This window comes from Kineosporia sp. R_H_3 (assembly GCF_002198675.1).
Taxonomy (GTDB): domain Bacteria; phylum Actinomycetota; class Actinomycetes; order Actinomycetales; family Kineosporiaceae; genus R-H-3.
Genome location: NZ_MWLL01000119.1, coordinates 1 through 13,683, shown reverse-complemented (window position 1 = coordinate 13,683; position 13,683 = coordinate 1). Strand labels below are relative to the sequence as shown.

Here is a 13,683-nt window from a genome sequence, read left to right as displayed (position 1 = left end):
TGCGGGGGTGGCGGCAGGGGTGGCACCAGCTGGGTCAGCGGGTGCGGGGAGCACCGAGCGGAGCAGGATCTCGGCGACGTCCGTGACCTCGACGGGGCGGGCGGGCTCCGGCCCGAGGTGGGCCGCGACGCCGTCGCCGAGCATGAGGATGCAGAACGGGCAGGCGGCGGTGACGACGTCGGGCGACAGCTCGAGCAGCTCACGGGCCCGCTCGTGGCCGATGCGGGTGCCGATGGTCTCGTCCATCCACATCCGGGCACCGCCGGCGCCGCAGCAGAACGACCGCTCACGGGTGCGCGGCGGCTCGGCCAGCCGGGCGCCGGGGACGGCGGCGAGCAGCTCGCGCGGCGGCGCGAAGACCCGGTTGTGCCGGCCGAGGTAGCAGGCGTCGTGGTACGTCAGGGTCGTCTCGACCGGGGTCACCGGGGTGAGCCGGCCGGACGCGACGAGGTCGGCGAGCAGCTGGGTGTGGTGGACGACCTCGTAGTGGCCGCCGACCTGGGGGTACTCGTTCGCCAGGGCGTTGAAGCAGTGCGCGCAGGTGACGACGATGCGCCGGGCCCCGGCGGCGTCGAGGGTCTCGACGTTCGCCTGCGCGAGCATCCGGAAGAGGAACTCGTTGCCCGCGCGGCGGGCCGCGTCGCCCGTGCAGGTCTCGGCACCGCCGAGGGTCATGAACGACACCCCGGCCTCGTGGAGCAGCGTCGCGACGGCCCGCGTGGTCCGCTGCGCCGCGTCGTCGAGCGCGCCGGCGCAGCCGACCCAGAACAGGTACTCGACGTCGTCCGGCAGCCGGTCGGCCCCGTCGTCGCCGAGCACGCGCACCTCGAACGGCAGCGGCTCGGCCCACTCGAGCCGGTGACCGCCGCCGCGGCCCCACGGGTCGCCGGCGTGCTCGAGGTTGCGCAGCATGACGCCGGCCTCCTCGGGGAAGGCCGACTCCATGAGCATCTGGTGCCGGCGCAGGTCGACGACGTGGTCGACGTGCTCGATGTCCACCGGGCACTGCTCGACGCACGCCCCGCACGTCGTGCACGACCACAGCACGTCCGGGTCGATCACGCCGGACTCGTCGGCCGTGCCGACGAGCGGCCGCTCGCCCTCGGCACGCGCGGCGTCCGGCAGCGCGGCCCGCGCGGCGTCGTCCGCGGCGAGCAGGTACGGCGCCTTGGCCAGCGCGTGGTCGCGCAGGCCCATGACGAACAGCTTGGGGGACAACGGCTTGCCGGTGTTCCACGCCGGGCACTGCGACTGGCAGCGGCCGCACTCGGTGCAGGAGGCGAGGTCGAGCAGGCCCTTCCACGTGAGGTCCTCGACCTTGCCGACGCCCATGAGGTCGTCCTCGCCCGGGTCCTCGAAGTCGACCTCCCGGCCACCGGAGCGCACCGGCTGCAGGGCGCCGAGCGCACGCGGGCGGCGGGCGAGCGCGACGTTGGCGACCGCCGCCCCGATGTGCAGGTGCTTGCTGTGCACGACGAGCACGAGGAAGACCATGACGACCGTGACCGCGAGGACGACGCCGACGTGCTCGACGACCGTGTTGCCGCGCTCCCCCAGCGGCGCGAGCAGCCGCCCGACCGCCTCGGACGCGTAGGCGCCGCTGCGGAACGGGAAGTACCCGGTGTTGACCTGTGCGCCGCGGTAGAGGAGCAGCGTCCACACCACGTTGGTGATCATGAAGAGGATGAGCCAGGCCCCGTCGAGGTGCGAGCCGAAGAAGCGGGACCGGCGGCCCTCGCGGGCGGGCGCGTGCCGCAGCCGGATCGCGGCGAAGGCGACGACGGACGCCAGGGTAAGCAGCGCGACGGTGTCCTCGAGCGCCCCGAGCCAGGCCTGCCGGCCGACGACCGGGATCGCGAAGTCCCGGACGAACAGCGCCCCGTAGCCCTCGACGATCGTCAGGCCCAGCAGGATGAAGCCCCAGAACGTCAGCAGGTGCGCGACGCCCGGGACGGTCCAGCGCAGCAGCCGGCGCTGCCCGAGCACCTCGACGACCTCCGCGCGCAGCACCGCGGCCGCGCCGGTCGTGCGCCCGGGCGCGACCGGCTGCGCGAGCCGGCCGAGCCGGTACAGCACGTGCAGCCGCCGACCGGTCAGGACGAGCGCGGCCGCCGTGACGAGCAGCCCCGCGAGCAGTCGGAACGTCATCCCCTGCGTCATGGCCCGCGTCCCCCGCCGTCAGGCCCGGCGTCTGGCGATCTCGGCGACGACCTGCGGCAGCACCGTGTGCAGGTCGCCGACGACGCCGAGGTCGGCGAGCGCGAAGATCGGCGCCTTGGCGTCCTTGTTCACCGCGACGACCGTGCGCGCGCTCTGCATGCCGGCCCGGTGCTGGATGGCACCGGAGATCCCCGCCGCGACGTAGAGCGCGGGCGCCACGGTCTTGCCGGTCTGGCCGATCTGGAACTGGTGGCCGTACCAGGACTCGTCGGTCGCCGCCCGGGACGCGCCGACCGCGCCGCCGAGGGCGTCGGCCAGGGCCTCGACGACGGCGAAGCCCGCGGCGGACCCGACGCCCCGGCCGCCGGCCACGACGACGGGGGCCGCCGTGAGCTCAGGGCGTCCGGTGGTGGCCCGCGGCGTCCGGCTGACGACCCGTGCACCGAGCGAGGACGGGGCGAAGGTGACGTCGACCTTCTCGACGACAGCCTGCACCGGCGCGGGCTCGACGGGGGCGGCGTTCGGCCGGACGGCGATCACCGGGACCCCGCGCACCACCTGGCTCGTCGCGAGCCACTGCCCGGCGACGACGGCCTGGGTCGCGACCGGGCCGCCGTCACCGGCCTGCACGTCGACCGCGTCGGTGACGATGCCGGAGCCGAGCCGGACCGCGACCCGGCCGCCGACCTCCTTGCCCTCGGGGTTCGAGGTGACGAGGACGCAGCCGACGTCACCGCGGTCGACGACCGCGGCGACGGCGTCCACCTTCGGGCCGACGAGGTAGCCGCCGACCTCCGGCGCGTCGACGACGTACACCGTGGCGGCGCCGTGCTGCCCGAGGACGGCGACGACGTCGTCGTCGGCCGGGCCGCACACGAGGGCGGCCGGCGTCCCGAGCCGGCGCGCGACGGTGAGCTGCTCGAGCGAGGGACGGCGGACCGTACCGGACCGGCCGGTGGCCGGGTCGGCCGGGACCGTCTCGACGAGGACGAGGACCTGCGGGGCTGGGTCGGACACGACGGGCTCCTGGGGCGCTGGGGCGGACGTGCGGGATCGGGCGTCACCGGCGCGGCGGCGCGACGGGTCGCGGCGCCGGCCGGTGGCCGGACGGGTGGGTGGCGGGCGGACGAGGGGCGAGGCTGCCCGTCAGGCGAAGCCGCGGGCGACGAGGAAGTCGGCGACGACCGCGGCCGCCGTGCCGTCGTCGACGACCACCTGGCCGGCCTGCTTGGGCGGGCGCACGGCGACCGAGCGGACGACGACCCCGGCCGCGGCGGCGCCGACCTGCTCGGGCGCGACGCCGAGGTCGGCGAGGGTCAGGGTCTGCACGGGCTTCTTCTTGCCCGCCATGATCGCCTTGAACGACGGGTAGCGCGGCTGGCCGGTGCGGTCCGTGACGGAGACGACCGCGGGCAGCGCGGCGACCACCTCCTCGGTGGCGTCGTCACCGTCGCGGTGCACCGTGACGGTGCCGGCGGCGGCGTCGACGGCGAGGTCCCCGCCGAAGGTGACCTGCGGGACCCCGAGCCGCTCCGCGAGCATCGCCGGGAGCACCGACATCTCGGCGTCGGTCGAGGCCATCCCGGCGAGGACGAGGTCGAACCCGGTGTGCTGCAGCGCTTTCGCCAGCACGAGGGAGGTGGCCAGCGCGTCGCTGCCGTGGACGGCGGGGTCGACGACGTGGACGCCGTCGTCACCGCCCATCGAGAGCGCCTTGCGCAGCCCCTCCACGGCCTTGGCCGGGCCGAGGGTCAGGTAGGTGATGCGGGCGTCGAGGCCCGACTCGACGAGCCGGACCGCCTGCTCGACGGCGTACTCGTCGAGCTCGGAGAGCCGGCCCTCGACCGCTGCGCGGTCCAGGGTGAGGTCGTCGGCGAACGACCACGTCGCGGTGGGTTCGGGAACGTGCTTCACGAGAACGACGACGTGCATGAGCACCCGCCTTCCATGGTGGATCCCGGGCCCTGCCTGGTGGATCGGGCCCGTCCGGTGCCGTCGGGCTCGACCGTAGGTTCCCGTCCGGCCGCGCCGATCGGGACCTCTGACCCCTTCGTCCGCACGCGGCCGGACGCACGTCGCCTACCAGTCGGTAACCCGGACGTGAGTCCCGGACGGCCCCCGCTACGACGCGAGCTCGGACTCCGCGACGACCCGCAGCGCCTGGGCCGCGATCGTCAGGGCCGGGTTCATCGCCGCGGACGACGGGAAGAAGCCGCCGTCGACGACCCAGAGGTTCGCGACGTCGTGGCTGCGGCACCACGGGTCGAGCACGCTCGTCGCGGGGTCGGCCCCGGCGACGACGGTGCCGCACTGGTGGCTGTTCATCGAGATGTCGAACCACTGGGTGAAGACCGCGTCGTAGCCCGCACCGTGCAGCAGGGCCTTCGCCTTCCGGTGGAGCTCCTTGTAGGGCAGCGTGTTCCGCGCCGTCCGGGCGGTGGTGATCCGGCCCGACCCGTCGACGGTGACGCGGTTCTCCGGGTCCGGCAGGTCCTCGGTCATGACGAGCCACTCGACGCTGCGGGTCGCGATGCCGTCGAGGAGCAGCCGTGGCGTCCGGGTCGCCCAGGACTTCATCATCGAGCCCTGGACCTTGCCGATGAGCTGGAGCGTCCCGAGCGGGTAGCCGTCACCGCCGTCGTGGTAGAAGTCGTTGACCGACAACGTCTTCTGGAACACGACGTCGTTGCGGCGGTTCACGTCGACGGCCGCCACGTGAGCGTTGTTGTGCATCATGAAGTTGCGCCCGACGAGCCCGCTGGAGTTCGCGACGCCGTCCGGGCACGAGGCGTCGGCCGACGCCAGGAGCAGCGCCGCCGAGTTCACCGACCCGGCCGAGAGCACGAACCGCCCGCCGCGGACGTTCGTGATGCCGTCCGGCGTCCCGACGACGAGGTGGTCGACCCGGCGGCCGTCCCCGTCGAGCACGATCCGCCGCACCTGCGCGCCGGTGACGAGCCGGACGAGCCCGGTCTCCAGGGCCGGGGCGAGCGCGCACGTCTCGGCGTCGGACTTCGCGCCGTACATGCAGGGGAACCCGTCGCACGTCCGGCAGCGCACGCACGCGCCGGTGCCGGCCGCGCCCGGCTCGACCCGGTCCAGCCCCATCGCGTTGGACGCCGGGTGCACGCCCTGCGCGCGGAGCCGGTCCGCGAGGTCGGCGACGTACGGCTCGTGGGAGAGCGCCGGGTACGGGAACGGCGTGCTGCGCCAGGGCTCGGTCGGATCCTCCCCCGTCGCGCCGTGGACCTTGTAGAGGGTCTCGGCCTGCCCGTAGTAGGGCTCGAGGTCGGCGTACGAGAACGGCCACGCGGGCGAGGTGCCCTCGCGGTGCTCGACGGCGCCGAAGTCCGCCTCCCGGAACCGCGGCAGGCTCGCGCCGTAGACCTTGGAGTTGCCGCCGACGAGGTAGTGCACCCCCGGCGCGAACGGCCGCCCGTCGCCGTCGAGCCACTGCTCGGCCGGCTTGTACCGGCGGCGCAGGAAGACCTCCTCGGGCGAGAAGTTCGCCGGCTCGCGCGGCAGCCGCTCACCCCGCTCGAGGACGAGGACGTCGACCCCGCGCCGGGCCAGTGCCAGCGCCGTCGTGGCGCCGCCGATCCCCGACCCGACGACGACCACGCTGGCGGACAGGTCCTCCGATTCCGTCATGGGCGCATCCAACCACCTGACCGTTCGGTGGACCCTCCTGTCGCGCACGGCCCTCCGTGGGCGACCATGGACGGATGCAGCCGCTCCGGGTCGTCGTCGCAGGCGGCGGCATCGGTGGCCTGGCCGCCGCGGCGCTCCTGGCCCGGACGGGGCACGACGTCACCCTCCTGGAGCGGGCCGGGTCGCTGCGCGCGGTCGGGGCGGGCATCGCGCTCCAGCCGAACGGGCTCGCCGTCGCCGACGCCCTCGGCATCGTCGACCGGATCGCCGCCCAGGGCTCCTGGCAGCACGGGCTCGCGCTCCACGACGGGCGCGGCCGGGCCCTCGCCAACGTCGCGGTGCCGTCGGCGGCCGCCCCGCTCGGTGCGGCGCTCGTCGTCCCGCGGCAGGTGCTCCACGACGCCCTCGCCGACGTCGCGGCGGCCGCCGGGGCCGCCGTGACGACCGGGATCGAGGTCGCCGACCTCGCCCAGGACGGCGACTCGGTGACCGTCTCCGTCGAGCCGGGCGCCACCCGGATCCGTGCCGACCTGCTCGTCGCGGCGGACGGCGCGCGCTCGCTCATCCGGGCCCGGCTCTCCGTCGGCACGAAGGACACCCCCGGCCCGGTCTACCTGCGCGCCCTGGTCCCGATGTCCTGCCCGGACGAGCTGGCCGGCGAGCACTGGGGCCCCTGCGGCCTCGCCGGCCTCGTGCCGTGCGGGCGCGGGCGCACGTACTGGTTCGCCTCCTCGACCGAGGACATCCGGGACGCCGTCGCGTCCGGCCGGGTCACCGCCGTGCGGACGTCGGTGAGCGCCGCCCACCCGGTCCTGTCCGGCGCCGTCCAGGGCCTGCGCGACGTCCGGGACCTGCTCGTCAACCAGGTCCACTCGGTGCACACGTCGTCGTTCGTCGACGGCCGCGTCGTCCTCCTCGGCGACGCCGCGCACGCGATGCCGCCGAACCTCGGCCAGGGCGCGAACAGCGCCCTGCTCGACGCCGCCGTCCTCGCGCTCGAGCTCGCCGACGCCGACGTCCTCGCCGACGCGCTCGCCCGCTACGACGGCGGACGGCGGCCCGCCGTCCGCCGGGTCCAGCGCGACTCCGAGCGGCTCGCCGGTCTGGCGCACTGGCGGCACGGCCGGCGGCTGCGCGACCTCGCCGTCCGCACGACCTCCGCGGCGGTCGGCCCGCGGGCGGCCCGGGCCGCCTTCCAGGTGGACGTCGTCGGCCTGCGCGACGACCTGCGCGAGCTGATCGGCCCCGGGGGGCGGCCCGCGGGTCGCCCGTCGTGACCGACCGGGCCGAGCTGCTCCCCGAGGGCTTCGTCGTGCCGGACCGGGAGGACCGGCACCGGGCACGGGCCCGCCGGGTTCTCGCCGTGACCCGGTCCGTCGTCGCCGCGCTGCTCGTGCCGGTCGTCGTCCTCGTCACGGTCGTCGGCGTCACCGGCACGTGGGTGCGCGACGAGCTGCTCGACACCGACCGGTACGTCGCGACCGTCGGGCCGCTCGCGGGCGACACCACGGTCCAGGACGACGTCGCCGCGATGATCGCCTCCGCCGTCCGCGGCAACCTCGGGTCCGAGGTGCCGGAGGCGCTCCGGCCAGACGTCGAGGTCATCGCCGGCCAGGCGGCCGCCGCCTTCACCCGCTCGCCCGCCTTCGCCACCCTGTGGGCCGACCTCAACCGGGCCGGCCACGAACAGGTCGCCCGGCTCCTGCGCGGCGACGACCGCCCGGTGCCGGGGGTCGTCGTCCGCGACGGCACGGTCACCCTCGACCTCGCACCGGCGGTCGCAACGGTGCTGGCGGACGTCGGGGAGCGGGTCGAGGCGCAGCTGCGGTCCGCGGGCGTCGACGTCGCCCTGCAGCTGCCCGAGGTCGACCTGTCCGTCGACGTCGCGCAGACGGCGGCGATCGAGCGGGCCCGGCCGTGGGTCGAGCGGCTCGACACCCTGACCGGCCTGGCGCCCTGGCTCCTGCTCGGCTGCACCGCGGCGGCGGTGCTCCTCGCGCGGCAGCGGCTGCGGCTGCTCGTCGTCCTCGCGATCGGCGTGACGCTCGCGATGGCCCTGCTGCTGCTGGCGCTGCGGCTCGGGAGCGCGGTCGCGGCGACGGCGCTCGACGCCCTGGGGGTCTCGGACGGCGTCGGTCCCGTCGTCGTGGACCGGCTCACCGCGGTGCTGCGCCGGGACTCGCTCGTCGTCGGCGCCGCGGCGACCGTCGTGGCCCTCGGCGCGACGCTCGCCGCCCGGCTGCGGCGGCCGGGGACGGGGCGCCGAACAGCGTGACGGGTGTGATCACCGGGACCGATGTGACTGCTGTGAGTCGCCGAGGGACCCATCCATGACCACTCTTCGTGACCGACAGCCATCTCGACAGGCGTCAGGCGGATTGTCGTGAATCACGAGACGTGAGTGATCGAGGACTCGGAGTGGTCCTTGACTCTTCCTTTTTGCGCAGTGTGTGCCTGTTCGCGCTCATGCATTCGTCACGAGTCCATGACAGACCGGTTCTAGCGATTGCCAATGTGGGTTACTCTACGTGCGCCTTGCCGCTCGTTCGGCCCAAACGACGCCACGGCGCGCGACCGCGAGCACCTCGACAGTGCGTAACCACCAAAGGGGACCGGAGATGCGGGACCACCTTCTCACCACCTCCCTGCACGCCGCCACGCCGCAGGGTCCGGGCGGGATCAACGCCGACGGTCTCATCGGCCTGTTCCTCTGGATCATCGGCATCCTCGCGTGCATCTCCGCGGTCAAGATCGTGGCCCGGGCCGACAGCAGCTCCCCGCGGCGCAACGCCGACACGGGGCTCAACCTCGCCATCGCGATGACGATCATCGTCGTCTTCCTCGGCGGGGCGACGATCTGGACGGCGTTCGAGGGCGTCCGGGACATCATCCTGCGCGGCGGCCAGAGCTCGTCCCAAGGCGGGCAGTGAGCGCGGCGCCGGCCTCCGGGGGCGGCGCGGCGGCACCAGCCAGAGCGATGCTCGGCGTCGACGACGAGGTCGACGACTTCCGGTACGTGTGGCACGGCCCGGCGGGAGCGGAGAGCTGGTGGCCGGCGCGCCCGATGGAGCACGTCGTCATCTACGCCCGGACGGTCCTGCCCGCGTCGGTCGTCGGGGTCCTGTGGGGGCTCGCGTTCGGCTGGAGCTTCCTGTCCCGCGCCGTCCCGATGGTCGCCTTCCCGCTCCTCGCGTGGGCCCTCGTCGACGGCCTCGTCAAGCACGTCGACGCACTGCGCCCGCTGTCGTACCACCAGTGGGTCCTGCGCGGTGAGCTCACCGCGCCGCGCCCGGTCCAGCCGCACGAGACGGTCGTCGTCCGGACCTCCACCCCCCTCGACCTCCTCGGCTCCGAGCCGTTCTCGACAGCGGTGAGGCACGCGCGGTGAGCCCTCTGTTCCGCCGCGGCGGCCGGGCACGGCCGGCCGAGACGACGGCGCCGCTGGCCGCGCGGGCCATCCGCGGGCACCTGCTCGCCGAGCCGACCGGCGTCTGGGCCTGGTTCGCGCTCTCCCCGACCCGGCACTACTTCGCCGACCCGTCCGAGCGGGAGGCGCACCGCGCCCAGCTCGCGGCCCGCTGGGCCGACCTCGTCGGGCACCGGATCCACCTGCGGATCACCGAGCACCCGTACGCGTACGCGACGTGGGCGAAGTGGTACATGCGCCGGACGGAGACCACCCGGCTGCCGGACCCGCGCACCGGTGAGTCGTTCGAGGACATGGTCACCGCGATGCAGGAGCGCATCCGCGACCTCGGCCTCACCGTCCCCGCCGCCTACCTCGGCGTCCGGATCGAGACCCGTCGCCCGCTGACCGGCCAGGACCTCGAGAAGCTCCTCGCGGCCGGCCGGGCGGCGACGAACCTGCCCGCCGACGCGACGATCCCCAGCGGCATCCCGCTCGGGGTCCGCGGCGAGGCGGGGTCGAGCAGCCCGAACGGCTCCGGCAACGGCTCCGGCAACGGCTCCGGCCGCTGGGGCCGCAAGGGCCGGGGCCAGGAGGCGGACGGCGAGGAGGCCGCCGGCTACCGCGGGCTCGACGAGCGCCTCGCCGAGGTCGCACGCACCCTCGACCGGGTCTCCGCCTCGGTCTCCAGGCCGGGCCTGTCCGGGATGCGGATGAGCGCCCGCGGCCTGGCCTGGCTCGTGAACTCCAGCCTCACCCCCGGCATGCCGGTCGCCCCGGAGAGCCTCGACGCGGCGACGGCCGGCTGGGACCCCGACACCGTCGAGGAGTTCACCGCCCCGGTGCACGCGACGTGCGAGCCGTACGCGCCCGCCGTCCAGGTCCGCGCCGTCCGCGGCGGGGCCGAGCGGACCGTCTGGGCGAGCGTCGCGACCCTGTCCCGGACGCCGGAGCGCGCGCTCGACGACGTCCGGCACCCGCTCTTCGCCTGGACCCGCACCCTGGACTACCCCGTCCAGTGGTCGGCGGTCTGGGACGTCGTCGACGGCGCCGACCTCGGCAAGGAGGCGACCCGGGTCCGCGAGCACCTCGACGACCAGATCGACCACCTCGTCGAGCAGGGCAAGAAGCCGCAGCGCCGGCTGCTGCGGCTCAAGGACCACGCCGCCCGGGTCGAGGACGAGCGGACGAGCCCGTTCCCGGACACCCGGGTCCGGCTCGTCGGCCAGACCCGCGCGCTCGTCCTCGGCGACTCCCTCGAGCAGGCCGTCGAGCGCCGCGACGCGTTCGTCAAGGCCGCCGTCGCCGCCCAGGGCGCCCTGTTCTCCGCGCACGCCGGCCAGTGGCAGACGCTGCGCGAGTTCGTCCCCGGCGAGGCCGCCGCACCGACCGGCTTCGTCCGGACGATCCCCGGCGGGCTCGCCGCGACCTTCGGGCCGAGCGTCGCGACCCGGGTCGGCGACACCGCCGGCCCCTACCGCGGCTACGTCACCCGGACCGCGGCGACCCCGTTCCACTTCCACCCGCAGGACGGCCCCGAGCACGGCCGCTCCGGTCTCCAGCTCATCATCGCGACGCTGGGCTCCGGCAAGTCGTACGTCGGGGCCGGGACGTTCGAGCTCGCCGTCCGCGAGGGCCAGCACTGCGGCGCCCTCGACCCCGCGGGCAAGATGCGCGAGCTGCTGCGCCTGGAGCACCTGCACGGCCAGGTCCGCGACATGGACCTCCAGCACGCGACGAACGGGCTGTTCATCCCGTGGCGGCAGATCCCGGACCCGGACGAGCGCGAGTTCGCCGTCGCGCGCACCGAGTTCCCCGCGGGCGAGGACGGCGACCTCGCGTACCGGATCGCCGCGGACGCCGCGCAGGCCCGCTACGAGCAGGCCGTCCAGGCCGCGAGCGAGGAGCGCCGCAGCCTCGCCGTCGAGCTGTTCATGTCCCGGCTGCCCGCGCAGGTCTCCGAGGACAACCCGTACGCGCGGCTCGTCGTCCGGGCCGGGGTGAACGCCGCCGGCGGCGACTACGACACCGACCCGTGGGCCGCGGTCGACGCGATGAGCCGCGAGGGCAAGGACGGCACGGTCTTCGCGCGGATGATCACCGAGTCCGCGGCCGGCCTCGGCGGCCGTCTCGTGCTGCCGCCCAAGGGCTGGCGGGAGACCGCCACCGACATGCTCAGCGACTGCATCATCATCACGGCGCGGAACCTGCCGATCCCGACGCCGGGCGTCCCGCGCCGGCAGTGGACCGAGGGCGAGCAGTTCGCGGCCGGGATGACCCGCGCGGCGTCCTGGTACCTCACGCGGATGATGTACGGCTCCGGGCAGACCCCGAAGTTCATCAACCTCGAGGAGGCCGGCGACATCGGGGGCGACGAGTCGATCCGCGGCCTCGCCGCCCGGGCCTCGCTGCACACCCGCAAGTCGAACACCGCGCTGCTGCTCGCCGTCCAGAACCCGCTGAAGATCGAGCAGATCGACCCCGAGATCGGCAACCTCGTCGGCACGACGTTCATCGGCAACCTCTCGACCGGCGAGGCGGCGCAGTCCGCGCTGCGGATCGCCGGCCTGCCGCAGATGTACGCGCCGGTCCTGCTGCGCCTCGACGTCGGCGAGTTCCTCGTCACCGACCACTCGGGCAACACCCAGACCGTTGCCTTCGACGGCGAGTACCGCCCGCACGTGCACCGGCTCCTGCTCACCAACCCGCCGTCCAAAGGCCGCACGATCGACGTCACCGGCGTCGAGCGCGACGGCGAGGACGACAACTCGCCCGGCCCGGTCCCCGGCCAGACGCGAGCGAGCGTCGCGTGAACGTCCGCCGGACGGCGCGGCGCACCACCGCCGCCGTCCTCCTCGCCGTGGCCCTCGGGGGTGTGTGCCTCGCCCTGCCCGGGCAGGCGCAGGCACGCCCCGAGGCGGGGGCCGCGGCGTCCGCCGGGCGGGCCGCGATCGTCGACTGCATCCCCGGGCTCGACGGCACGAGCGCCCCGCAGTCGATGACCCCCGGCGAGGTCGCCGGTTCGTTCTTCGACCCCTCGTCGGCCCGCCCGCCCAAGGTCGCGCCGGGCGCCGCACCGACGTCGTCCACGCCGCCGAACACCCTCGCGAGCTACGGCTGGGCCGGGTTCAGCTGGCCGGACTACGAACCGGGCTGCAGCGCCACGATCAGCCTCGACGACCGGCTCACGGGCACCCTCGCGCGGGCGTCCCTGTCGACCCTCGTGTGGGCCAACGCCGCGACGACCGGGGCGTCCCGCTACGCCTACGACCCGGCGACGTACGACCCGGTGGACCAGCTCGCGAAGACGCTCGACTCCGGGATCGGCGAGGGCTTCGCCCGCCCCGGCTTCTGGATCGTCGCGCTCATGCTGGGCGCCGCGCTCGTGTGGACCGCGGACCGGCGCTCGCCGCGCCACCACGCGCAGGCCGCGACCCTCGTCCTCGCGCTCGGGATGTCCGTCGTCACCGTCTCGACGTGGAACGCGACCCTCGGCCCGACGGTCGACAACGCCGTCCTCACCGTCGTCTCGTGGGCGAACACCGCAGCGACGCCCGGCACGACCGCCTCGACCGACGCCGGCCAGCAGATCGGCGAGAGCCTGCGGTCGAACATCGTCGTGCGGACCTGGCGCAGCGGCACCTTCGGGCCCAACGAGTCGACCGCCGACCAGTACGCCGACGCGCTCTTCGCCGCGAGCGCGATCAGCACGTCGGAGGCCGCCGCGGCGGGCCGGGACTCCGACGCGCTCGGCAAGCTCGCCGACGCCGACAAGGAGGCGTACGACCAGCTCGCGGGCCAGATCAAGGCCAACGACGAGCGGGCCTACGGCTACCTCGCGGGCAAGCACAACGGCGCCCGGCTGTTCTACTCGACGCTCGGCTGGCTGACGTGGACGTGGGCGGCGAGCTTCCAGACCGTCGCCGCGTTCGCGACGGCGTACGCCCTGACGCTCGTCCGGCTCGTCCTCGGCCTGTGGTCGGCGATCGCGCTCGTCGCGCTCTTCCGGCCGCGGTACGCGCTGCGCGCCATCGGGATGCTCGTCGGTGCGCTCGTCGCGGGCGTCGGGCTCTCCGTCGTCGCCGCGGGCGCCCGGCTCGCGTACGGCCAGCTCCTCGCCTCGGCGACGGCGATGAACACGTGGGTCACCGTCGGGGTCGGGCTCGTCGTCTGCGCCGCGACGTGGGCGATCGCCTGGCCGTTGTTCCGGGTGCTGCCCGGGACGCCGGAACGGCTGCGCCGGATCGGCCGTGGCAAGCGGGCGAGCGACGACGGGTCGACCGAGACCGAGAACCTCGAGCCGGCACCGACGTCGGGCGTCGGTGCGGGCGGCCCGGGCGGCCGGCTGCTCGTCGGCCGCTTCGGCGAGGCCGGCGACCAGGGCGTGCCGGCCGAGGCCGACCCCGGCCGGCCGGCGTTCGGCGTCCTCGCCGCGGCCGCCGAGGGCCTGCCGGGGCGGCGCGGCA

10 protein-coding genes are annotated in these 13,683 nt (G+C 75.0%); 6 read left to right on the top strand and 4 right to left on the bottom strand.

Annotated elements, in window-relative coordinates:
• The 4 genes from ECOMGDLI_RS11920 to ECOMGDLI_RS11905 form a co-directional block, all read right to left on the bottom strand.
• A partial coding sequence (locus ECOMGDLI_RS11920; RefSeq protein WP_088317055.1) for a (Fe-S)-binding protein occupies positions 1-2,148 on the bottom strand: 2,148 nt, incomplete at its 3' end.
• Between the two features lie 30 nt (positions 2,149-2,178).
• Positions 2,179-3,177, bottom strand: coding sequence for an electron transfer flavoprotein subunit alpha/FixB family protein (locus ECOMGDLI_RS11915; RefSeq protein ID WP_088317054.1), 999 nt, complete (start codon positions 3,175-3,177; stop codon positions 2,179-2,181).
• Positions 3,178-3,306: 129 nt separating this feature from the next.
• Positions 3,307-4,092, bottom strand: coding sequence for an electron transfer flavoprotein subunit beta/FixA family protein (locus ECOMGDLI_RS11910; RefSeq protein WP_233153418.1), 786 nt, complete (start codon positions 4,090-4,092; stop codon positions 3,307-3,309).
• A gap of 189 nt (positions 4,093-4,281) precedes the next feature.
• Positions 4,282-5,811, bottom strand: coding sequence for an FAD-dependent oxidoreductase (locus tag ECOMGDLI_RS11905; RefSeq protein WP_088317053.1), 1,530 nt, complete (start codon positions 5,809-5,811; stop codon positions 4,282-4,284).
• A gap of 74 nt (positions 5,812-5,885) precedes the next feature.
• Between ECOMGDLI_RS11905 and ECOMGDLI_RS11900 the strand changes: the two genes are divergently transcribed.
• The 6 genes from ECOMGDLI_RS11900 to ECOMGDLI_RS11875 all read left to right on the top strand — a co-directional run.
• Positions 5,886-7,088, top strand: coding sequence for an NAD(P)/FAD-dependent oxidoreductase (locus ECOMGDLI_RS11900; protein ID WP_088317052.1), 1,203 nt, complete (start codon positions 5,886-5,888; stop codon positions 7,086-7,088).
• On the top strand, positions 7,085-8,086 hold the full coding sequence (locus tag ECOMGDLI_RS11895; RefSeq protein WP_088317051.1) for a hypothetical protein: 1,002 nt from the start codon (positions 7,085-7,087) through the stop codon (positions 8,084-8,086). Before ECOMGDLI_RS11900 ends, ECOMGDLI_RS11895 begins: the two co-directional genes overlap by 4 nt.
• A 343-nt stretch (positions 8,087-8,429) precedes the next feature.
• The gene (locus ECOMGDLI_RS11890) at positions 8,430-8,741 is read left to right on the top strand and encodes a hypothetical protein (RefSeq protein ID WP_088286571.1); all 312 of its coding nucleotides are present in this window, start codon (positions 8,430-8,432) and stop codon (positions 8,739-8,741) included.
• Positions 8,738-9,199, top strand: a complete 462-nt coding sequence (locus ECOMGDLI_RS11885; RefSeq protein WP_143447665.1) for a hypothetical protein — start codon at positions 8,738-8,740, stop codon at positions 9,197-9,199. Before ECOMGDLI_RS11890 ends, ECOMGDLI_RS11885 begins: the two co-directional genes overlap by 4 nt.
• On the top strand, positions 9,196-12,030 hold the full coding sequence (locus tag ECOMGDLI_RS11880) for a hypothetical protein (protein WP_088317049.1): 2,835 nt from the start codon (positions 9,196-9,198) through the stop codon (positions 12,028-12,030). Before ECOMGDLI_RS11885 ends, ECOMGDLI_RS11880 begins: the two co-directional genes overlap by 4 nt.
• Positions 12,027-13,683, top strand: a 1,657-nt coding sequence (locus tag ECOMGDLI_RS11875; RefSeq protein WP_088317048.1) for a hypothetical protein, incomplete at its 3' end; no start/stop codon positions are given. The genes ECOMGDLI_RS11880 and ECOMGDLI_RS11875, both read left to right, overlap by 4 nt.

Bases quoted from the DNA above. Each gene is read 5' to 3' on its own strand.
- ECOMGDLI_RS11910 (WP_233153418.1), bottom strand. From the start codon at position 4,092: ATGCACGTCGTCGTTCTCGTGAAGCACGTTCCCGAACCCACCGCGACG.
- ECOMGDLI_RS11905 (WP_088317053.1), bottom strand. From the start codon at position 5,811: ATGACGGAATCGGAGGACCTGTCCGCCAGCGTGGTCGTCGTCGGGTCG.
- ECOMGDLI_RS11900 (WP_088317052.1), top strand. From the start codon at position 5,886: ATGCAGCCGCTCCGGGTCGTCGTCGCAGGCGGCGGCATCGGTGGCCTG.
- ECOMGDLI_RS11890 (WP_088286571.1), top strand. From the start codon at position 8,430: ATGCGGGACCACCTTCTCACCACCTCCCTGCACGCCGCCACGCCGCAG.